Annotated in this window: 17 protein-coding genes and 1 riboswitch; of the genes, 16 read left to right on the forward strand and 1 reads right to left on the reverse strand. The window is 67.8% G+C overall.

The window, feature by feature from the left end; all coding sequences use genetic code 11:
- Positions 1–60 precede the first annotated feature (60 nt).
- The 6 genes from ACJH6I_RS15100 to ACJH6I_RS15125 all read left to right on the forward strand — a co-directional run bounded on the left by ACJH6I_RS15100 (position 61) and on the right by ACJH6I_RS15125 (position 5,274).
- Positions 61–927 (forward strand): sterol desaturase family protein, encoded by an 867-nt coding sequence (locus tag ACJH6I_RS15100; RefSeq protein WP_212814788.1) that lies wholly within the window; start codon positions 61–63, stop codon positions 925–927.
- Positions 928–1,087: 160 nt separating this feature from the next.
- Complete coding sequence (locus ACJH6I_RS15105) at positions 1,088–1,702, forward strand: LysM peptidoglycan-binding domain-containing protein (protein WP_212814366.1); 615 nt, start codon at positions 1,088–1,090, stop codon at positions 1,700–1,702.
- A gap of 192 nt (positions 1,703–1,894) precedes the next feature.
- Positions 1,895–2,578, forward strand: coding sequence for a hypothetical protein (locus ACJH6I_RS15110; RefSeq protein ID WP_318984951.1), 684 nt, complete (start codon positions 1,895–1,897; stop codon positions 2,576–2,578).
- A 111-nt stretch (positions 2,579–2,689) separates the two neighbouring features.
- Positions 2,690–3,022 (forward strand): helix-turn-helix transcriptional regulator, encoded by a 333-nt coding sequence (locus ACJH6I_RS15115; RefSeq protein WP_212814368.1) that lies wholly within the window; start codon positions 2,690–2,692, stop codon positions 3,020–3,022.
- Positions 3,022–3,666 (forward strand): SRPBCC family protein, encoded by a 645-nt coding sequence (locus ACJH6I_RS15120; RefSeq protein ID WP_318984952.1) that lies wholly within the window; start codon positions 3,022–3,024, stop codon positions 3,664–3,666. Before ACJH6I_RS15115 ends, ACJH6I_RS15120 begins: the two co-directional genes overlap by 1 nt.
- Before the next feature lie 129 nt (positions 3,667–3,795).
- Complete coding sequence (locus tag ACJH6I_RS15125; protein ID WP_318984953.1) at positions 3,796–5,274, forward strand: FAD-binding protein; 1,479 nt, start codon at positions 3,796–3,798, stop codon at positions 5,272–5,274.
- Here ACJH6I_RS15125 and ACJH6I_RS15130 read toward each other — a convergent pair whose 3' ends face one another.
- Positions 5,275–7,194 (reverse strand): ABC transporter ATP-binding protein/permease, encoded by a 1,920-nt coding sequence (locus ACJH6I_RS15130; protein WP_212814374.1) that lies wholly within the window; start codon positions 7,192–7,194, stop codon positions 5,275–5,277.
- A gap of 148 nt (positions 7,195–7,342) precedes the next feature.
- On the opposite strand from ACJH6I_RS15130, the gene secA2 reads away from it, so the two are divergent.
- From secA2 to ACJH6I_RS15180, 10 genes are all read left to right on the forward strand, one after another.
- On the forward strand, positions 7,343–9,688 hold the full coding sequence (secA2, locus tag ACJH6I_RS15135) for an accessory Sec system translocase SecA2 (RefSeq protein WP_318984954.1): 2,346 nt from the start codon (positions 7,343–7,345) through the stop codon (positions 9,686–9,688).
- A gap of 10 nt (positions 9,689–9,698) precedes the next feature.
- The gene (locus ACJH6I_RS15140) at positions 9,699–10,337 is read left to right on the forward strand and encodes a CDP-alcohol phosphatidyltransferase family protein (RefSeq protein ID WP_318984955.1); all 639 of its coding nucleotides are present in this window, start codon (positions 9,699–9,701) and stop codon (positions 10,335–10,337) included.
- Positions 10,334–11,278, forward strand: a complete 945-nt coding sequence (locus tag ACJH6I_RS15145) for a DUF881 domain-containing protein (RefSeq protein ID WP_318984956.1) — start codon at positions 10,334–10,336, stop codon at positions 11,276–11,278. Before ACJH6I_RS15140 ends, ACJH6I_RS15145 begins: the two co-directional genes overlap by 4 nt.
- Before the next feature lie 10 nt (positions 11,279–11,288).
- The gene (locus ACJH6I_RS15150; protein WP_053856224.1) at positions 11,289–11,621 is read left to right on the forward strand and encodes a small basic family protein; all 333 of its coding nucleotides are present in this window, start codon (positions 11,289–11,291) and stop codon (positions 11,619–11,621) included.
- Positions 11,622–11,630: 9 nt separating this feature from the next.
- Positions 11,631–12,419, forward strand: coding sequence for a DUF881 domain-containing protein (locus tag ACJH6I_RS15155; RefSeq protein WP_318984957.1), 789 nt, complete (start codon positions 11,631–11,633; stop codon positions 12,417–12,419).
- 72 nt (positions 12,420–12,491) lie between these two features.
- A complete protein-coding gene (gene gcvH / locus ACJH6I_RS15160; RefSeq protein WP_212814383.1) occupies positions 12,492–12,887 on the forward strand; it encodes a glycine cleavage system protein GcvH in 396 nt (131 codons plus the stop codon).
- A gap of 201 nt (positions 12,888–13,088) precedes the next feature.
- Complete coding sequence (gene garA / locus ACJH6I_RS15165; protein WP_020100157.1) at positions 13,089–13,565, forward strand: glycogen accumulation regulator GarA; 477 nt, start codon at positions 13,089–13,091, stop codon at positions 13,563–13,565.
- A 15-nt stretch (positions 13,566–13,580) separates the two neighbouring features.
- Positions 13,581–14,315 carry a MerR family transcriptional regulator gene (locus ACJH6I_RS15170; protein WP_212814385.1) on the forward strand — a complete coding sequence of 245 codons (735 nt, stop codon included), beginning with the start codon at positions 13,581–13,583 and terminating at the stop codon, positions 14,313–14,315.
- A 52-nt stretch (positions 14,316–14,367) separates the two neighbouring features.
- Complete coding sequence (locus ACJH6I_RS15175) at positions 14,368–14,862, forward strand: bifunctional nuclease family protein (RefSeq protein ID WP_020100159.1); 495 nt, start codon at positions 14,368–14,370, stop codon at positions 14,860–14,862.
- 270 nt (positions 14,863–15,132) lie between these two features.
- Entirely contained in the window at positions 15,133–15,777 is a 645-nt protein-coding gene (locus ACJH6I_RS15180) for a MerR family transcriptional regulator (protein ID WP_318984958.1), read from the forward strand.
- A gap of 106 nt (positions 15,778–15,883) precedes the next feature.
- A riboswitch (glycine riboswitch) is annotated at positions 15,884–15,981 on the forward strand.
- The last annotated feature ends 1 nt before the right edge of the window (position 15,982 follow it).

The following is a 15,982-nucleotide window of genomic DNA, read 5'->3' on the forward strand; positions in this document are numbered from 1 at the left end:
TACGCTGCGCCCGGAGGTGTCGACGTGAGTTCCGATCTGCTGTCCGACGTGCTGCCGACGATGCTGCACGACCCGGTGTCGTACGCCATTCCGTTCTTCGTGGTGGCGCTCCTGCTGGAGTGGGGCGCGGCCCGCAAGCTGGCGTACGACGAACAGCGGCCGCCGTCGGGCGCCTACCTGCGCGCCGATGCCTGGGCCAGCATCTGGATGGGCGCGGTGTCGCTGTTCACCAGCGGTGTACTGAACTTCCTCGCGCTGGTCGGCTACGCGGCGCTGTATGTGTACGTCGCGCCGTGGCACCTGCCGGGTGACGCCTGGTACACGTGGGTGATCGCGATCCTCGGCGTCGACCTGATCTATTACACCTACCACCGCATGGCCCACCGGGTGCGGCTGTTCTGGGCCACGCACCAGGCGCACCATTCCAGCGAGTACTTCAATCTGTCCACCGCACTGCGGCAGAAGTGGAATCCCTCCGGCGACCTGGCGATGAAGGCGGTACTGCCGGCGCTGGGCGTGCCGCCGTGGATCGTGTTCGCCAGCTTCTCGCTGAACCTGGTGTACCAGTACTGGATTCACACCGAACGCATCGGAAAGCTCTGGCGGCCAATCGAATACATTTTCAACACGCCGTCGCACCACCGCGTGCACCACGGCCGGGACCGGCAATACCTCGACAAGAACTACGGCGGCATCCTGATCATCTGGGACCGGATGTTCGGCAGCTTCACGCCGGAGACCGCGCGGCCGAACTATGGATTGACCAAACCTGTTGGCACGTACAACATCTGGAAACTTCAGACGCACGAGTATGCGTCGATTATCCGAGATGTGCGCCAGGCCAACGGGTTCGGTGACCGAATGGGCTACGTCTTCGGCCCGCCGGGATGGCAGCCGGCGGGACCGGAGGCCGCGCCGGTTCACTGACAGGGGCGTCAGCGCTGACAGAACGCTGTGATTCCTTCGCGATAACTCATTGTTCGCCAACTGTTTTGATTTCAGCGAGCGCAAACACTGGCGTTCCCCGGAACCGTCGGTACTGTCGTTGCTCGACAGGGGTGAATCGAACCAAAGGAGCTGTACTTTCATGGGTGACACACTTCAGAAGGGCGAGAAGCTCGAGGTCGGCCAGTCGCTGACGTCGAACAACGGTGCGTACCGCCTGGTGCTGCAGGACGACGGCAACCTGGTGCTGTACGCAGGGGAGCAGTCCGTGTGGGCCACCGCCACCGACGGCCAGGACGTCAAGCGCGCCGAGGTGCAGGAGGACGGCAACTTCGTGCTGTACACGCCGGACAAGCCGGTGTGGGCCAGCCAGACCGCCGGCGCCGACAACGTCCGTCTCGTGCTACAGGACGATCGCAACCTCGTGCTCTACAGCGGCGATGACGCCAAGTGGTCGTCCGAGACCCACACCGACGAGGTGCCCCCGGCGCCGGTCGAGGCGGCTCCGGAGCCCGCGCCCGCACCCGAGCCCGAGGTGGCGGCCGAGCCGGTCGCCGAGGTCGCTCCCGAACCCGAGCCCGCCCCGGTGCCCGAGGCGCCGGCGCCGCGCACCTACACCGTGCAGTCGGGTGACACCCTGTGGGCCATCGCCGAGCAGTTCTACGGCGACGGCAACCGCTACCCGGAGATCGCCGGTGCCAGCGGTATCGACAACCCGGACCTGATCCAGCCCGGTCAGCTACTGACCATTCCCTGACCTGGACGGACGTTGGCGGCCCGGATCGAAAGATCCGGGCCGCCAACGCGTTTCAACGCCCGGTTCGAGGGGCAGTTTGTTTGCTGGTGCGGGGCGGCCGCGGGTCGCCCACGGCGGGGCCTTTCCCGTCCCGGGTTGGGGTTTGCGGGGTAGGCTGGCGCGACGTCCGTCCCGAGGTGATGGGAGCAAGTCATGTTTGTGGGGGGTTTGCGGGCCGTGGCAGTAGCCGCGGTCGCAGTTCCGATGCTCGCTGTGGGTGGCCCGGCGCCGGTCGCGTCGGCTGATCCCGGAGTGCTCGTCTACCCGGGTATGGAGATTCACCAGGGCACCACGCGCTGCACGCTAGGTTACGTGGACCCGGTCGCGCGGACCGGCTACACCGCAGGTCACTGCCGCGGCAACGGCCCGGTGACCGACAAGGACGGCCGCTTCATCGGCACCATGATCACGTTCCGGGACAACACACCGGACGGCGCCACCATCGCGACCGACCACCAGATCTCCGACTGGGAGTCCATCAACATCGCCGGCGACGTCATGGTGAACAACATCCTGCCTGGCGGGCGGATGCTGGTCACCGACCCCGCGGTGAATCCGCAGCGCGGTGCACCCGTCTGCCACTTCGGTGTCGTCACCGGTGAGACGTGCGGCACCGTCGACGCGGTGAACAACGGTTGGTTCACCATGTCCAACGGCATCGTCAGCCAGAAGGGCGACTCCGGCGGACCGGTCTACACCATCATGCCGGACAACCGGGCCGTCCTCGTCGGCGTCTTCAACAGCACGTGGGGGCATTTCCCGGCGGCGGTGTCGTGGAGTGCGACCGACCAGCAGACGGGCGACGGCGTCGTGCAGCAGGCCGCCGCCGGCAACTGACCGGGGGCGCGGCCCGCGTCGATCCTGCGCTGTGGGCGCGAACGTGGTTTCTGCGTCACGCCCAGATGTGTAACTCTTGACTTATATAAGTCGTGACTATAACTTTGCGATGTGCACGCCTTCGATGTCCTGGGGGACCCGGTTCGCCGACGGATCCTGGAACTGCTGGCGCACGGTGAACTGACCGCGGGCGCCATCGGAGCGACGATCCAAGCCGAGTTCTCGATCAGTCAACCGGCGGTGTCGCAGCATCTGAAGGTCTTGCGCGACAACGGTTTTGCCAGCGTGCGCCCGGACGGTCAACGACGGCTGTACGCCGTGGACGGCCGGGGTATGCAGGACATCGACAACTGGCTGGCCGGCTTCCGCCGGTTCTGGCAACCGCATCTGGACGCGCTGGCCACCGAAGTGGCGCGCGGAAAACGCAACCGCAAGGGGGAGTGATGATCGACGTCACCGCACAGATCAACGCCGTACAACGCACGGTCGGCACGCGCACGTGGCAGGCGGGCGAAGTCCGCGTCGTCACGATCAGTCAGACCTACCCGACCGATGGCGCCGACCTGTGGGACGCGTGTACCAATCGGGAGCGGATTCCGCGATGGTTCCTGCCGATCACCGGCGACCTCGTGGTCGGCGGCACGTTCCAGATCGAGGGGAACGCCGGCGGCACCGTGTTGACGTGCGATCCGCCGCACACCTTCACGGCCACCTGGGAGTGCAACGGGCAGACCAGCTGGATCGAGCTGCGCATCGTCGACGGGGGCGACGGCTCGGCGCGTCTCGAGCTCGACCACATCGCCCCGGCCGACGACGACGAGTTCTGGGCGCAGTACGGCCCCAGTGCCGTGGGTATGGGCTGGGACGGCGCGCTTCTCGGGCTGGCCATCCACACCTCGACGGGGCAGGACATCGATCCGTCGTTCGGCCCGCAGTGGACCGTCAGCGACGAGGGCCGCCGGTTCACCCGCGAATCCGGCGCGGCCTGGTGCGCGGCGGATATCGCCGGTGGCGCCGACCCTGAGCAGGCGCGCGCCGCGTCGGCCCGGTGTATCGCGGCCTACCTGGGTGCCGACGGAAACGGATAGCGAACTAGAACACGTTCTAGCCATGGTCCCGTCTCGACGTTATTGTCTAGTCGATCACTGATCAGACACGTGTCCAGGTTTCCTGAATCGACCGACCTGGACACCACCGAGACCGGCCCAGGAGAGACGATGCAAACAGTTCCCGAGACCGTCAACGCCGCCGACGTCACCGAATGGTCCGACGAGGCCGACGTCGTCGTGATCGGCTTCGGTATCGCCGGTGGCTGTGCCGCGGTCAGCGCCGCCGCCGCGGGCGCCAAGGTCCTGGTGCTGGAGAAGGCGGCCGGTGCCGGCGGCACGACGTCCATGGCCGGCGGCCACTTCTACCTGGGTGGCGGCACGGCGGTGCAGCAGGCCACCGGCCACGACGACAGTCCCGACGAGATGTACAAGTACCTGGTCGCCGTCGCCCACGACCCCGAGCACGCCAAGATCCGGGCTTACTGCGACGGCAGCGTCGAGCACTTCAACTGGTTGGAGGACTTGGGTTTTCAGTTCGAGCGCAGCTATTACCCGGGCAAGGTGGTGGTGCCGCCGGGCACCGAGGGCCTGTCCTACACCGGCAATGAGAAGGTGTGGCCGTTCTGCGAACAGGCCAAGCCGGCACCCCGCGGCCACTCGGTGCCGGTGCCGGGCGAACTGGGCGGCGCCGACATGGTCATCAAGCTGCTGCTGAAGCGCGCCGACGAACTCGGCGTCGAGATGCGCTACGAGACCGGCGCGACGAACCTCGTGCTCGACGACACCGGTGCCGTCGCCGGGGTGGCATGGAAGAACTTCGGCGTGACGGGCACCGTCAAGGCCGGTGCGGTGATCATCGCCGCGGGCGGTTTCGCGATGAACCCCGAGATGGTGGCCGAGCACACGCCGGCGCTGGGCCAGAAGCGAAAGACCAAGCACCACGGCGAAGTCGAGCCCTACATCCTGGGCAACCCGAACGACGACGGGCTGGGCATCAAGCTCGGCGTGTCCGCCGGCGGCGTCGCCAAGAACCTGGACCAGTTGTTCATCACCGCCGCCGCCTACCCGCCGGAAATCCTGCTCACCGGCGTCATCGTCAACCAGAACGGCCAGCGCTTCGTCAACGAGGACTCCTACCATTCGCGCACATCGGCTTTCGTTCTCGAGCAGCCCGACCAGGTGGCCTACCTGATCGTCGACGAAGCGCACACCGAGATGCCGGCGATGCCGCTGATCCGGTTCATCGACGGCTGGGAGACGATCGCGGAAATGGAAGAGGCGCTGGGCATTCCGGCCGGCAACCTGGCGGCGACACTGGAGCGGTACAACGCCAACGCCGCGGCCGGCGCCGACCCCGACTTCCACAAGCAGCCGGATTATGTTGCGGCCCAGGACAACGGGCCGTGGGCAGCCTTCGACCTGTCCCTCGGCCGGGCCCTGTACTCCGGATTCACCATGGGCGGGCTGTCGGTCAGCATCGACGGCGAAGTGCTGCGCGCGGACGGCACCGCCGTGCCGGGCCTGTACGCGGCGGGTGCCTGCGCATCGAACATCGCGCAGGACGGCAAGGGCTATGCCAGCGGGACCCAGCTGGGCGAAGGGTCGTTCTTCGGCCGCCGGGCCGGAACCCACGCCGCCACGCGGTGATCAGACGGGGGCGGGCACGCCGTCGTCTTCGATCCGGGTGAGCCGCCAGTTGCCGTCGCCCAGCAGCTCCAGCTCCTGCTGGTGGTGCTGTTCGACGGTGCTGCGGTGGCTGACGCTGACCACGGTGGTGTCGGGCAGTTCGTTCCGAACCAGTTGGTACAGCATCATTTCCAGGCCTTCGTCGAGTGCCGAGGTGGACTCGTCGAAGAACACGGCCTTGGGCCGGGTCAGCAGCACGCGGGCGAAGGCGACGCGCTGCTGCTCGCCGGGCGAGAGGACCTTGGCCCAGTCGTCGACCTCGTCGAGGCGGTTCGCCAGGTGCGGCAGTGCGACCTTGCGCAGGACCTCCTGCAGCTGCTCGTCGGTGTGGGCGCCCACTTTGCTCGGGTAGGACACCACCGCGCGCAGATCACCCAGTGGCACATATGGGAGCTGCGACAGGAACAGCGTCTCGTTCTCCTCCATCGGGAAGTGCATGGCGCCGTGGCAGAAGGGCCACAGCTTGGCGAGGCTGCGCAGCAGGGTCGTCTTTCCGCTGCCGGACGGCCCGGTGACCACCAGGGCCTCGCCCGGGTACAGGCACAGATCCAGCGGCGCGATGAGTTCGCGGCCGTCCGGCGTGCTCACCGTCACCTGCTCCAGCGTGATGGTGTCGTCGGGGCAGTCCTCGGTGGCGAGCTCGGGCAGGTGCCGTGCCGCGTCGTTGGCCGTCACCAGGCCGTGCAGACGGATGATGGCGGCGCGGTAGCCGGCGAACTGGTCGTACACGTTACGGAAGAAGGACAGGCCGTCCTGGATGCTGCCGAACGCCGACGCCGTCTGGTTCATGTCGCCGAGCTTGATCTCGCCGGCGAGGAAGCGCGGGAACTGCAGGACGTACGGCAACGGCACGATGATCTGGCTCATCGACAGGTTCCAGCCGTTGAGGCCGATCATCCGGTTCACGTACCGCTTGTAGTTGTCGACGACGGGCGCGAACAACCGGCGCAGACCCGTCCGCTCGGCGAGCTCGCCGTGATAGAAGGCGACGGCCTCGGCCGCGTCGCGCATCCGCACGAGCGCGTAGCGGAACGCGGCGTTGAAGCGCTCGTTGTCGAACGACAGCCAGATGATGGGACGGCCGATCCAGAAGGCGACCACCGAAGCGACGAGGACGTAGCCGAGCCCGATCCAGAACATCGCCTTCGGGATCGTGAGGCCGGCGATGGTCAGGGTGCCGGACAGGTTCCACAGAATCGCGGTGAACGAAAGCATCGATGCGATGGCGTTGATGGCGCCGAACAACAACGTGGAGGTGGTCATGTTGTTGGGCGTGTTGGGCAGTGGGCCCACGCCGGCGGTGAAGATGTCGATATCGCTCTGGATGCGCTGGTCCGGGTTGTCGATGGTGTCGTCGATGAACCGCGACCGGTAGTACGCCTTGCCGTCCAGCCAGTCGCCCGTGAGCCGGTCGGTCAGCCAGGCGCGCCACCGCAGGATGAACCGCTGCGTCATGAACAGGTCGAGCATGATGCGGCAGACGTGCAGCACCGCCAGCAGCGAGAAGATGCCGATCGACATCCAGAAGCCGTGTGCGCCCGAGTCCTTGACGGCCTGGTCGTGACCGGCCAGGCCGGAGGCCACCACCTGGAAGCTCGTCATCAGGTCGTTGCTCTGATAGCTGAAGAGCACCGTGAGCCGGACACCGGTGATCACCGACAGCAGCAGCGCCGCCAGCCACAGCCACACGACGATGCTGTCGCGGCCGACGAAGTAGGCGCCGGTGATGCGCCAGAACTGCCTTCCCCAGACCGTGAAGCGGCCGATGGCGGTCACCACCACCAGCGTCGATACCGCGGCGATCAGCCAGGCTTTCGCGATCCACCACAGCGAGGTCGTGAGCTCACTGCCCCATTCGAGGGTCGGGGTGAACAAATCCATCCCCGCAAGGTACCCGTGACCTATTGACGTTCGCGCTGCGACAGGCAATGACGTGAGACGCCGGTCACCTTCCGCGGGGCTCCGGCAGGTGGACGGGCAGGTGGACGGCTGCAGCAGAGCGGACGGACGGGACCGGTACCTTTGACCTGTGGCGAAAACCAGCACCGCGAAATCCGGCCGGCTGAGCAGCAAGTTCTGGAAGCTGCTCGGTGCTTCCACCGACAAGAACCAGAACCGATCGATGAATCAGGTTCGGGCGTCGGCCGAATTCGACGACAAGGCCGCCGGGCTGGACGACGAGCAGATCACCAAGGCCGCCAAGCTGCTCGAGCTGTCCGATCTCGCCGATGCCGCCGACATCCCGCAGTTCCTGGCCATCGCCCGGGAGGCCGCCGAACGCACCACCGGTCTGCGGCCGTTCGATGTTCAGCTCCTCGGCGCGCTGCGCATGATGGCCGGCGACGTCGTCGAGATGGCCACCGGTGAGGGCAAGACCCTGGCCGGCGCGATCGCGGCCGCCGGTTACGCGCTGGCCGGCCGGCACGTGCACGTCATCTCCGTCAACGACTACCTGGCCCGCCGCGACGCCGAGTGGATGGGACCGCTGCTGGCGGCCATGGGCCTGACGGTCGGCTGGATCACCGCCGAGTCGACGGCCGACGAACGGCGCGCCGCCTACGAATGCGACGTCACCTACGCCTCGGTCAACGAGATCGGGTTCGACGTCCTGCGCGACCAGCTGGTCACCCATGTCGACGACCTGGTGTCGCCGCGGCCCGACGTCGCGCTGATCGACGAGGCCGACTCCGTGCTCGTCGACGAGGCGCTGGTGCCGCTCGTGCTCGCCGGCACCACGCACCGCGAGACCCCGCGCATGGAGATCATCCGGCTGGTGGGGGAGATGACCTCCGAGAACCGGGTCGACGACTCGCTGCAGTACTACGACACCGACGCCGACCGCCGCAACGTGCACCTGACCGACGCCGGCGCGCGCAAGCTCGAGAAGGCGCTCGGCGGCATCGACCTGTACTCCGAGGAGCACATCGGCACCACGCTGACCGAGGTCAACGTGGCCCTGCACGCGCACGTGCTGCTGCAGCGCGACGTGCATTACATCGTGCGGGACAACGCCGTTCACCTCATCAACGCCTCGCGCGGCCGCATCGCGTCGCTACAGCGCTGGCCCGACGGCCTGCAGGCGGCCGTCGAGGCCAAGGAAGGCATCGAGACCACCGAGACCGGCGAGGTGCTCGACACCATCACCGTGCAGGCCCTCATCGGCCGCTACCCGACGGTGTGCGGCATGACCGGTACCGCGCTGGCCGCCGGTGAACAGCTGCGCCAGTTCTACCGGCTCGGGGTGTCGCCGATTCCGCCGAACACACCGAACATCCGCGAGGACGAGGCCGACCGCGTCTACATCACCGCGGCCGCCAAGAACCAGGCCGTCATCGAGCACATCCAGAAGATCCACGCGACCGGTCAGCCCGTGCTGGTCGGCACCCGCGACGTCGCCGAATCCGAAGAGCTGCACGCGAAACTGGTCAAGGCCGGCGTGCCCGCCGTCGTGCTGAACGCCAAGAACGACGAGGAGGAAGCCGCCGTCATCGCCGAGGCCGGCAAGCTCGCCACCGTCACCGTCTCGACCCAGATGGCCGGCCGCGGCACCGACATCCGCCTCGGCGGATCCGACGAAGCCGACCATGACGCCGTCGCCGAACTCGGTGGCCTGCACGTCATCGGCACCGGCCGGCACCACACCGAACGCCTCGACAACCAGCTGCGCGGCCGCGCCGGCCGCCAGGGCGACCCGGGCTCGTCGGTGTTCTTCTCCAGCTGGGAGGACGACGTCGTCGTCTCGCACCTGGATCCCGAGAAGCTCCCGATGCAGACCGACGAGGACGGCCGCATCATCAGCGACCGCGCCGGCCAGATGCTCGAGCACGCGCAGCGCGTCGCCGAGGGCCGGCTGCTGGACGTGCACGCCAACACCTGGCGCTACAACCAGCTCACCGCGCAGCAGCGCGCGATCATCGTGGAACGCCGAGAGACGTTGCTGCGCACCACAACCGCGCGGGACGAACTCAAAGAGCTGTCGCCGGACCGCTACCAGGAACTGGTCGACGAGGTCGGTGAGGACGCGCTCGAGCGCATCTGCCGGCTGATCATGCTGTACCACCTGGACCGCGGCTGGGCCGACCACCTGGCCTACCTGTCCGACATCCGCGAGAGCATCCACCTGCGCGCGCTGGGACGCCAGGATCCGCTCGACGAGTTCCACCGCATGGCGGTCGACGCGTTCGCGTCGCTGGCGGCCGACGCCATCGAGGCCGCGCAGCAGACCTTCGAGACCGCCAACGTGCTGGAGGACGAGCCCGGACTGGATCTGTCCAAGCTGGCCCGCCCGACGTCGACGTGGACGTACATGATTCACGACAACCCGCTGGCCGACGACACGATGGCAGCGCTGAGCCTGCCCGGGGTATTCCGTTAGGTTTAGCCCTATGGACCCCCAGCGAGAAGCCGGAGGCGGATCGCACACAGACGTGGAAGCCGAATCGGGCGACCGGGTGCTGACGATTCCCAACGCGCTCAGCGCGTTGCGGTTGCTGCTGGTCCCGGTGTTCCTCTACCTGTTGTTGTCGGCGCACGCGAACGGCTGGGCCGTCGCGATCCTGATGTTCAGCGGCTTCTCCGACTGGGCCGACGGCAAGATCGCGCGCCTGGTCCCGAACCAGTCGTCGCGGCTGGGCGAGCTGTTGGACCCGCTGGTCGACCGGATCTACATGCTCGTCGTGCCGGTCGCGCTGGCGATCGCGCACGTCGTGCCCTGGTGGTTCGTGCTGACCCTGATCGGCCGCGACGCCGTGCTGGCGGCCACGCTGCCGCTGTTGCGCGGCCGCGGGCTGACGGCGCTGCCCGTCACCTACATCGGCAAGGCCGCGACGTTCGCGCTGATGTCCGGCTTCCCGCTGGTGCTGCTGGGCCAATGGCCCGACGCCTGGAGCCGCGTGGTGCTGGCCTGCGGCTGGGCGTTCCTGGTGTGGGGGATGGCCATGTATCTGTGGTCCGCGGTGCTGTACCTGATCCAGGTGGCAATGGTGCGCCGGGATCTGCCGCCGGTCGCGAGGTCCGCCGCGTGACTGAAGCCGGGACACCCCGGGACCGGGCGCTGGGCGGTTACTGGCCGGAGGCCGGCCGCAACAGCCACGTCGCCGACGAGCCGGTTCGGATTCCGGTGCCGTCGCTGCTGCGCTCGCTGCTCACCGATCACCTGGACCCCGGCTATGCCGCCGCGGCCGAGCGTCGCAAAGCGGACGGCGACGGTGCCCGGCGCGGTCGCTCCCGGCGGTTCGCCGACGGCGCGTGGCTGCTGGTCGGCGTCGCCGCGGTGTCGGTGGTGTTCGTGACGGCGGCACAGCATGCGGTGTCGATGGCCCCCGCCAACGACCAGACCCAGCACGTCCTGTCGGCCAACGCGCGTACCGCGGAAGCGCGCACCCGCGACAGCACCGCCACCCGGGACGCGCTGGCCGGCCAGGTGGAGGCCGCACGCCGCGGCCGGCTGGCCGGCGACGCGAAAGGCCGTGAACTGCTGGCCGCCCTCGAACAGGCCGAGTTCGGCGCGGGCGTGACCGCGGTGACCGGCCCCGGCCTCACCGTCACCGTCACCGAGCCCCCGCCGAGCCCGAACCTGTCCGACGTGTCGAAGCAGCGGGTCGCCGGCAGCCCGCAGATCATCCTGGACCGGGACCTGCAGCTGGCCGTCAACTCCTTGTGGGCCGCCGGTGCCGAGGCGGTGTCGGTCGGCGGCGTACGGATCGGGCCGAACGTGACCATGCGGCAGGCCGGCGGTGGCATCCTCGTCGACAACCAGCCGGTGGCCAGCCCGTACGTCGTCGTCGCCATCGGGCCGCCGCACGCCATGCAGGAGGTGTTCGAGCAGACCCCTGCCATGCAGCGGCTGATGCTGCTCGCGCAGTCGTACGGGGTGGGGATCAGCGTCCAGACCAGGGACCGGCTGACGGTGTCGGCCGCGTCGGTACGAGATGTCAACTTCGCCAAGGAGATTGGACCAAAGTGAGCAGGGCTACATGATCGGGATCGCGGCACTTGTGGTCGGCATCGTGGTGGGTTTGATCTTCCACCCCAGCGTGCCCGAAGCGGTCCAGCCGTACCTGCCGATCGCCGTGGTGGCGGCGCTCGACGCGGTGTTCGGCGGACTGCGGGCCTACCTGGAGCGCATCTTCGACGCGAAGGTCTTCGTGATCTCGTTCGTCTTCAACGTCCTGGTCGCCGCCGTGATCGTCTATGTGGGCGACCAGCTGGGCGTGGGTACCCAGCTGTCCACTGCGATCATTGTGGTGCTGGGCATCCGGATCTTCGGCAACGCGGCGGCGCTGCGGCGCAGGTTGTTCGGGGCGTGACGGTGCACCATGGCTGACGACGAACAGCACGCGGAAGAAGAACACCACGGCCGGCACGAGCTGCCCGACGGCGTTCCGGCGCGGCTGCCGCGCACCCGGTCGCAGTTGATGTTCGGCGCGCTGGCCGTACTGCTCTGCGTGCTGCTCGGGGTGGCCATCGCGACGCAGGTGCGCCAGACCGAATCGGGTGACGCGCTCGACACCGCGCGGCCTGCCGACCTGCTGGTGCTGCTCGACTCACTGCAACAGCGCGAGGCGTCCCTCAACACCGAGGTGGCGGACCTGCAGAAGACGCTGTCGTCGTTGCAGGCGTCGGGCAACAGCGACCAGGCCGCCATCGAGAACGCGCAGGCGCGGCTGCGTGCCCTGTCGATCCTGATCGGCACGGTCGCGGCGACCGGCCCGGGCGTCACCATCACCATCGAGGACATCGCGCCCGGCGTGTCACCCGAGACCTTGCTCGACGTCATCAACGAGTTGCGCGCCGCCGGCGCCGAGGCCATGGAGATCCGGTCGGGACGCGGCGACCAGCAGACCGCGGTGCGGGTCGGCGTCGACACCTGGGTGACCGGCACCGCGGGCGCGCTGGTGGTCGACAACGTGACCATGAACCCGCCCTATTCCATTCTCGCCATTGGGGATCCGCCGACGCTCGCGGCCGCGATGAACATCCCGGGCGGGGCGATGGACAGTGTGAAACGCGTTGGCGGCACAATGTCCGTGCAACAGGCCGACACGATCGACGTGAGTGCCCTGCGGCAACCGAAACCGCGCCAATACGCTCAGCCCGTCAAGTAGACGCCGGGCCTGATCGTCGAGCCGTATCCTTACTGACCGAAAACACACTGACCTGAACTCGCAAGGAGCGTCGTGAGCGAAACGCCAGCCGATCTGCTGTACACCACCGAGCACGAATGGGTGCGCCGCACCGGCGAGGGCACCGTGCGGGTCGGAATCACCGATTTCGCGCAGGGTGCGCTGGGTGACGTCGTCTACGTCGATCTGCCCGAGGTCGGTACCACCGTGGCCGCCGGCGACGTGTTCGGTGAGGTCGAATCGCCCAAGACGACGTCGGAGCTGTACGCCCCGATCGCCGCGAAAATCGTTGCGGTCAACGGTGATCTGGAAGGCTCGCCCGACCTGGTCAACTCCGATCCGTACGACGGCGGCTGGCTCATCGAACTGCAGGCCGACGCGGCCGAACTGGACGGCCAGCTCGCCGGACTCCTGGACGCGGACGGCTACCGGGCGACCCTGGACGAGTAACCCTTTTGTTAGGGTGCTGCGGTCCGGTTCGGCCGTGGCGACACCAAAGTCGGCGCGGCGGATCCGGTAGTGGCGGGCACACTGGCCCGCGCCGCGCGGTACGGTCAATAGTGAGACGTATGCGACATTCGATGACTGCTGGCAGCACCTGCCGGCTGGTCGTGCAAAAGAGCGCCACAGCAGCCAGTAGAGGAGCAGCGCGTGACGGATAACGACAGCGGTTCGGGGACCGATTTCGGCTCCGAGGAGGCAACGGTGGAGACCACTTCGGTCTTCCGGGCGGACTTCCTCAATGAGCTCGACGCCCCGGCTTCGACGAGCGGCACCAGTGCCGTCTCCGGAGTTGAAGGACTGCCGGTGGGCTCGGCCCTGCTGGTGGTCAAGCGCGGGCCGAATGCCGGCTCGCGATTCCTGCTGGATCAGCCGAGCACCTCGGCAGGCCGTCATCCCGACAGCGACATCTTCCTCGACGACGTGACGGTGAGCCGTCGCCACGCCGAGTTCCGGCTCGAGTCCGGTGAGTTCCAGGTGGTCGACGTCGGCAGCCTCAACGGCACCTACGTCAACCGCGAGCCCGTCGACTCGGCGGTGCTGGCCAACGGGGACGAGGTCCAGATCGGCAAGTTCCGCCTGGTGTTCCTGACCGGCCCCAAGACCGACGACAGCTCGGCTGGTTAGACCGGCGGTCAGTCCATGACGCAGCCCGACCGCAGTGCAGTGGCCGGGATGTCGATCGGAGCGGTGTTCGACCTGCTCCGGCCAGACTTCCCGGATGTGACCATCTCCAAGATCCGGTTCCTGGAGGAACAGGGTCTGGTCACGCCCGAACGCACTGGGTCGGGCTACCGTCGTTTTACGGCCTATGACTGCGCGCGGCTGCGGTTCATCCTGTCCGCGCAGCGGGACCAGTACCTGCCGCTCAAGGTCATCAAGGCCCAGCTGGACGCCCAGCCCGACGGCGCGCTGCCGTCGAACGGATCCGCTTACGGCGTACCGAAATTGGTTCCGGATCCCGACAGCGACCAGGCCGGCGGCCCGGCTGACGTCGCACCCGCCCAGGTCCGGCTCAGCCGCGAGGACCTGCTGCAGCGCTCCGGGATCAAGCCGGAGCTGTTGGCCGCGCTGGTCAAGAGCGGCGTGATCATCCCCGGCCCGGCGGGGTTCTTCGACGAACATGCCGTGGTCATCGCACAATGCGCCCATGCGCTGGGCGAATACGGTGTCGAACCGCGGCACCTGCGGGCCTTCCGGTCCGCCGCCGACCGGCAGTCGGACCTGATCGCCCAGATCGCCGGCCCCATCGGAAAAGCCGGCAACGCCGGGGCCCGGGACCGGGCCGACGAACTGGCCCGCGAGGTCGCGGCGCTCGCCATCACGCTGCACACGTCTCTGATCAAGTCTGCCGTGCGCGACGTTCTCGATCGCTGAGGACTAGACTCGAATTCGTTGATGGCACACGGATTGCGGAGGGCAGACGCAGATGGGCGAGGTTCGTGTGGTCGGCATTCGGGTGGAACAGCCGCAGAACCAACCCGTGCTCTTGCTGCGCGAATCCGACGGTGACCGCTACCTGCCGATCTGGATCGGGCAGTCCGAAGCGGCCGCGATCGCGCTCGAGCAGCAGGGCGTCTCGCCGGCTCGGCCCCTGACGCACGACCTGATCAAGGATCTGATTGCCGCGCTTGGTCATTCGCTGCGCGAGGTGCGCATCGTGGACCTGCAGGAAGGCACCTTCTACGCCGACCTGGTGTTCGACCGCGACATCACGGTGTCGGCGCGGCCGTCGGACTCGGTGGCCATCGCGCTGCGGGTGGGCGTACCGATCTACGTCGAGGAAGCGGTACTCGCAGAGGCGGGTCTGCTCATCCCGGACGAGGGTGACGAGGAGTCGTCCGGCCCCGTGCGCGAGGACGAGGTCGAGAAGTTCAAGGAGTTCCTCGACAGCATTTCGCCGGACGATTTCAAGGCGACTTAGGTCGGAGTGCGCTGTCCCGGAGGGCCCTTGTTACGGATGCATCTCAGTTAGGTCAGCGCGTGTCGACACTCGGTGCGCCGTTTGCGGATTCGCCGAATCCGCGCCACATACTTTCCTCGTTCTGGCAATAGTCCGATTGGCGGCACCGCCGCCGATGGGCTGAAGTGGCCCGGCGGGAAGCGTATGCTCGACACATTCGAGCAGCGGACATGCCCGCCGAGCAGCAGTGGCCGCCAGGCAGGTTAGTTCGATCGGCGAGAGGATCAGGCAGTGGGCGACGAGACGCCACGTCAAGAGCAGTTGGACCTGACGACCAACGGCGCGCCTGAGCAGGCCGCCCCGACACCGGCTCCGGTGCCGGTGCCGGTGCCGGTGCCGGTGCAGGCAGGCCTGTTCCCTGACGAGTCTGTTCCCGACGAACTGGTCGGCTACCGCGGGCCGAGCGCCTGCCAGATCGCCGGCATCACCTACCGTCAGCTGGACTACTGGGCCCGCACCTCGCTGGTCGTGCCGTCGATCCGCGGCGCCGCCGGCTCCGGCAGCCAGCGCCTGTACTCGTTCAAGGACATCCTGGTCCTCAAGATCGTCAAGCGGCTGCTGGACACCGGCATCTCGCTGCACAACATCCGCGTCGCGGTCGACCACCTGCGCCAGCGCGGCGTACATGACCTGGCGAACATCACGCTGTTCTCGGACGGCACCACGGTGTACGAGTGCACGTCGGCCGAAGAGGTCGTCGACCTGCTGCAGGGCGGTCAGGGCGTGTTCGGCATCGCGGTTTCGGGCGCCATGCGTGAGCTGACCGGCGCCATCGCTGACTTCCCGGGCGAGCGTGCCGACGGCGGCGAGTCCATCGCGGCGCCCGAGGACGAACTCGCCTCGCGTCGCAAGCAGCGCGACCGCAAGATCGGCTGAGTCCCGCCAACCCAAGCACGAGCAACGGCCCCTCTCCCCGCAGAGAGGGGCCGTTTGCTGTCCATTCGTGGCCATCGGTGACCGACCGGTAGACTGGCGCGCGCATCGTCCCGACGCGGGAGAGTTCTGTGGCCGCCAGCCATGGACGCCGAAGGAGCAATACCTCTCCATCAACCTCTCAGGCCCCCGGACCGCGCCGGAGCCC

The sequence above is a fragment of the Mycobacterium sp. SMC-13 genome (assembly GCF_045311035.1).
Classification (GTDB): domain Bacteria; phylum Actinomycetota; class Actinomycetes; order Mycobacteriales; family Mycobacteriaceae; genus Mycobacterium.

Excerpts from the sequence above, each read along its gene's own strand:
- ACJH6I_RS15100 (WP_212814788.1), top strand. The coding sequence starts at position 61 with ATGCTGCACGACCCGGTGTCGTACGCCATTCCGTTCTTCGTGGTGGCG.
- ACJH6I_RS15105 (WP_212814366.1), top strand. The coding sequence starts at position 1,088 with ATGGGTGACACACTTCAGAAGGGCGAGAAGCTCGAGGTCGGCCAGTCG.
- ACJH6I_RS15110 (WP_318984951.1), top strand. The coding sequence starts at position 1,895 with ATGTTTGTGGGGGGTTTGCGGGCCGTGGCAGTAGCCGCGGTCGCAGTT.
- ACJH6I_RS15120 (WP_318984952.1), top strand. The coding sequence starts at position 3,022 with ATGATCGACGTCACCGCACAGATCAACGCCGTACAACGCACGGTCGGC.
- ACJH6I_RS15125 (WP_318984953.1), top strand. The coding sequence starts at position 3,796 with ATGCAAACAGTTCCCGAGACCGTCAACGCCGCCGACGTCACCGAATGG.
- ACJH6I_RS15130 (WP_212814374.1), bottom strand. The coding sequence starts at position 7,194 with ATGGATTTGTTCACCCCGACCCTCGAATGGGGCAGTGAGCTCACGACC.
- ACJH6I_RS15140 (WP_318984955.1), top strand. The coding sequence starts at position 9,699 with ATGGACCCCCAGCGAGAAGCCGGAGGCGGATCGCACACAGACGTGGAA.
- ACJH6I_RS15150 (WP_053856224.1), top strand. The coding sequence starts at position 11,289 with ATGATCGGGATCGCGGCACTTGTGGTCGGCATCGTGGTGGGTTTGATC.
- ACJH6I_RS15155 (WP_318984957.1), top strand. The coding sequence starts at position 11,631 with ATGGCTGACGACGAACAGCACGCGGAAGAAGAACACCACGGCCGGCAC.
- ACJH6I_RS15170 (WP_212814385.1), top strand. The coding sequence starts at position 13,581 with ATGACGCAGCCCGACCGCAGTGCAGTGGCCGGGATGTCGATCGGAGCG.
- ACJH6I_RS15175 (WP_020100159.1), top strand. The coding sequence starts at position 14,368 with ATGGGCGAGGTTCGTGTGGTCGGCATTCGGGTGGAACAGCCGCAGAAC.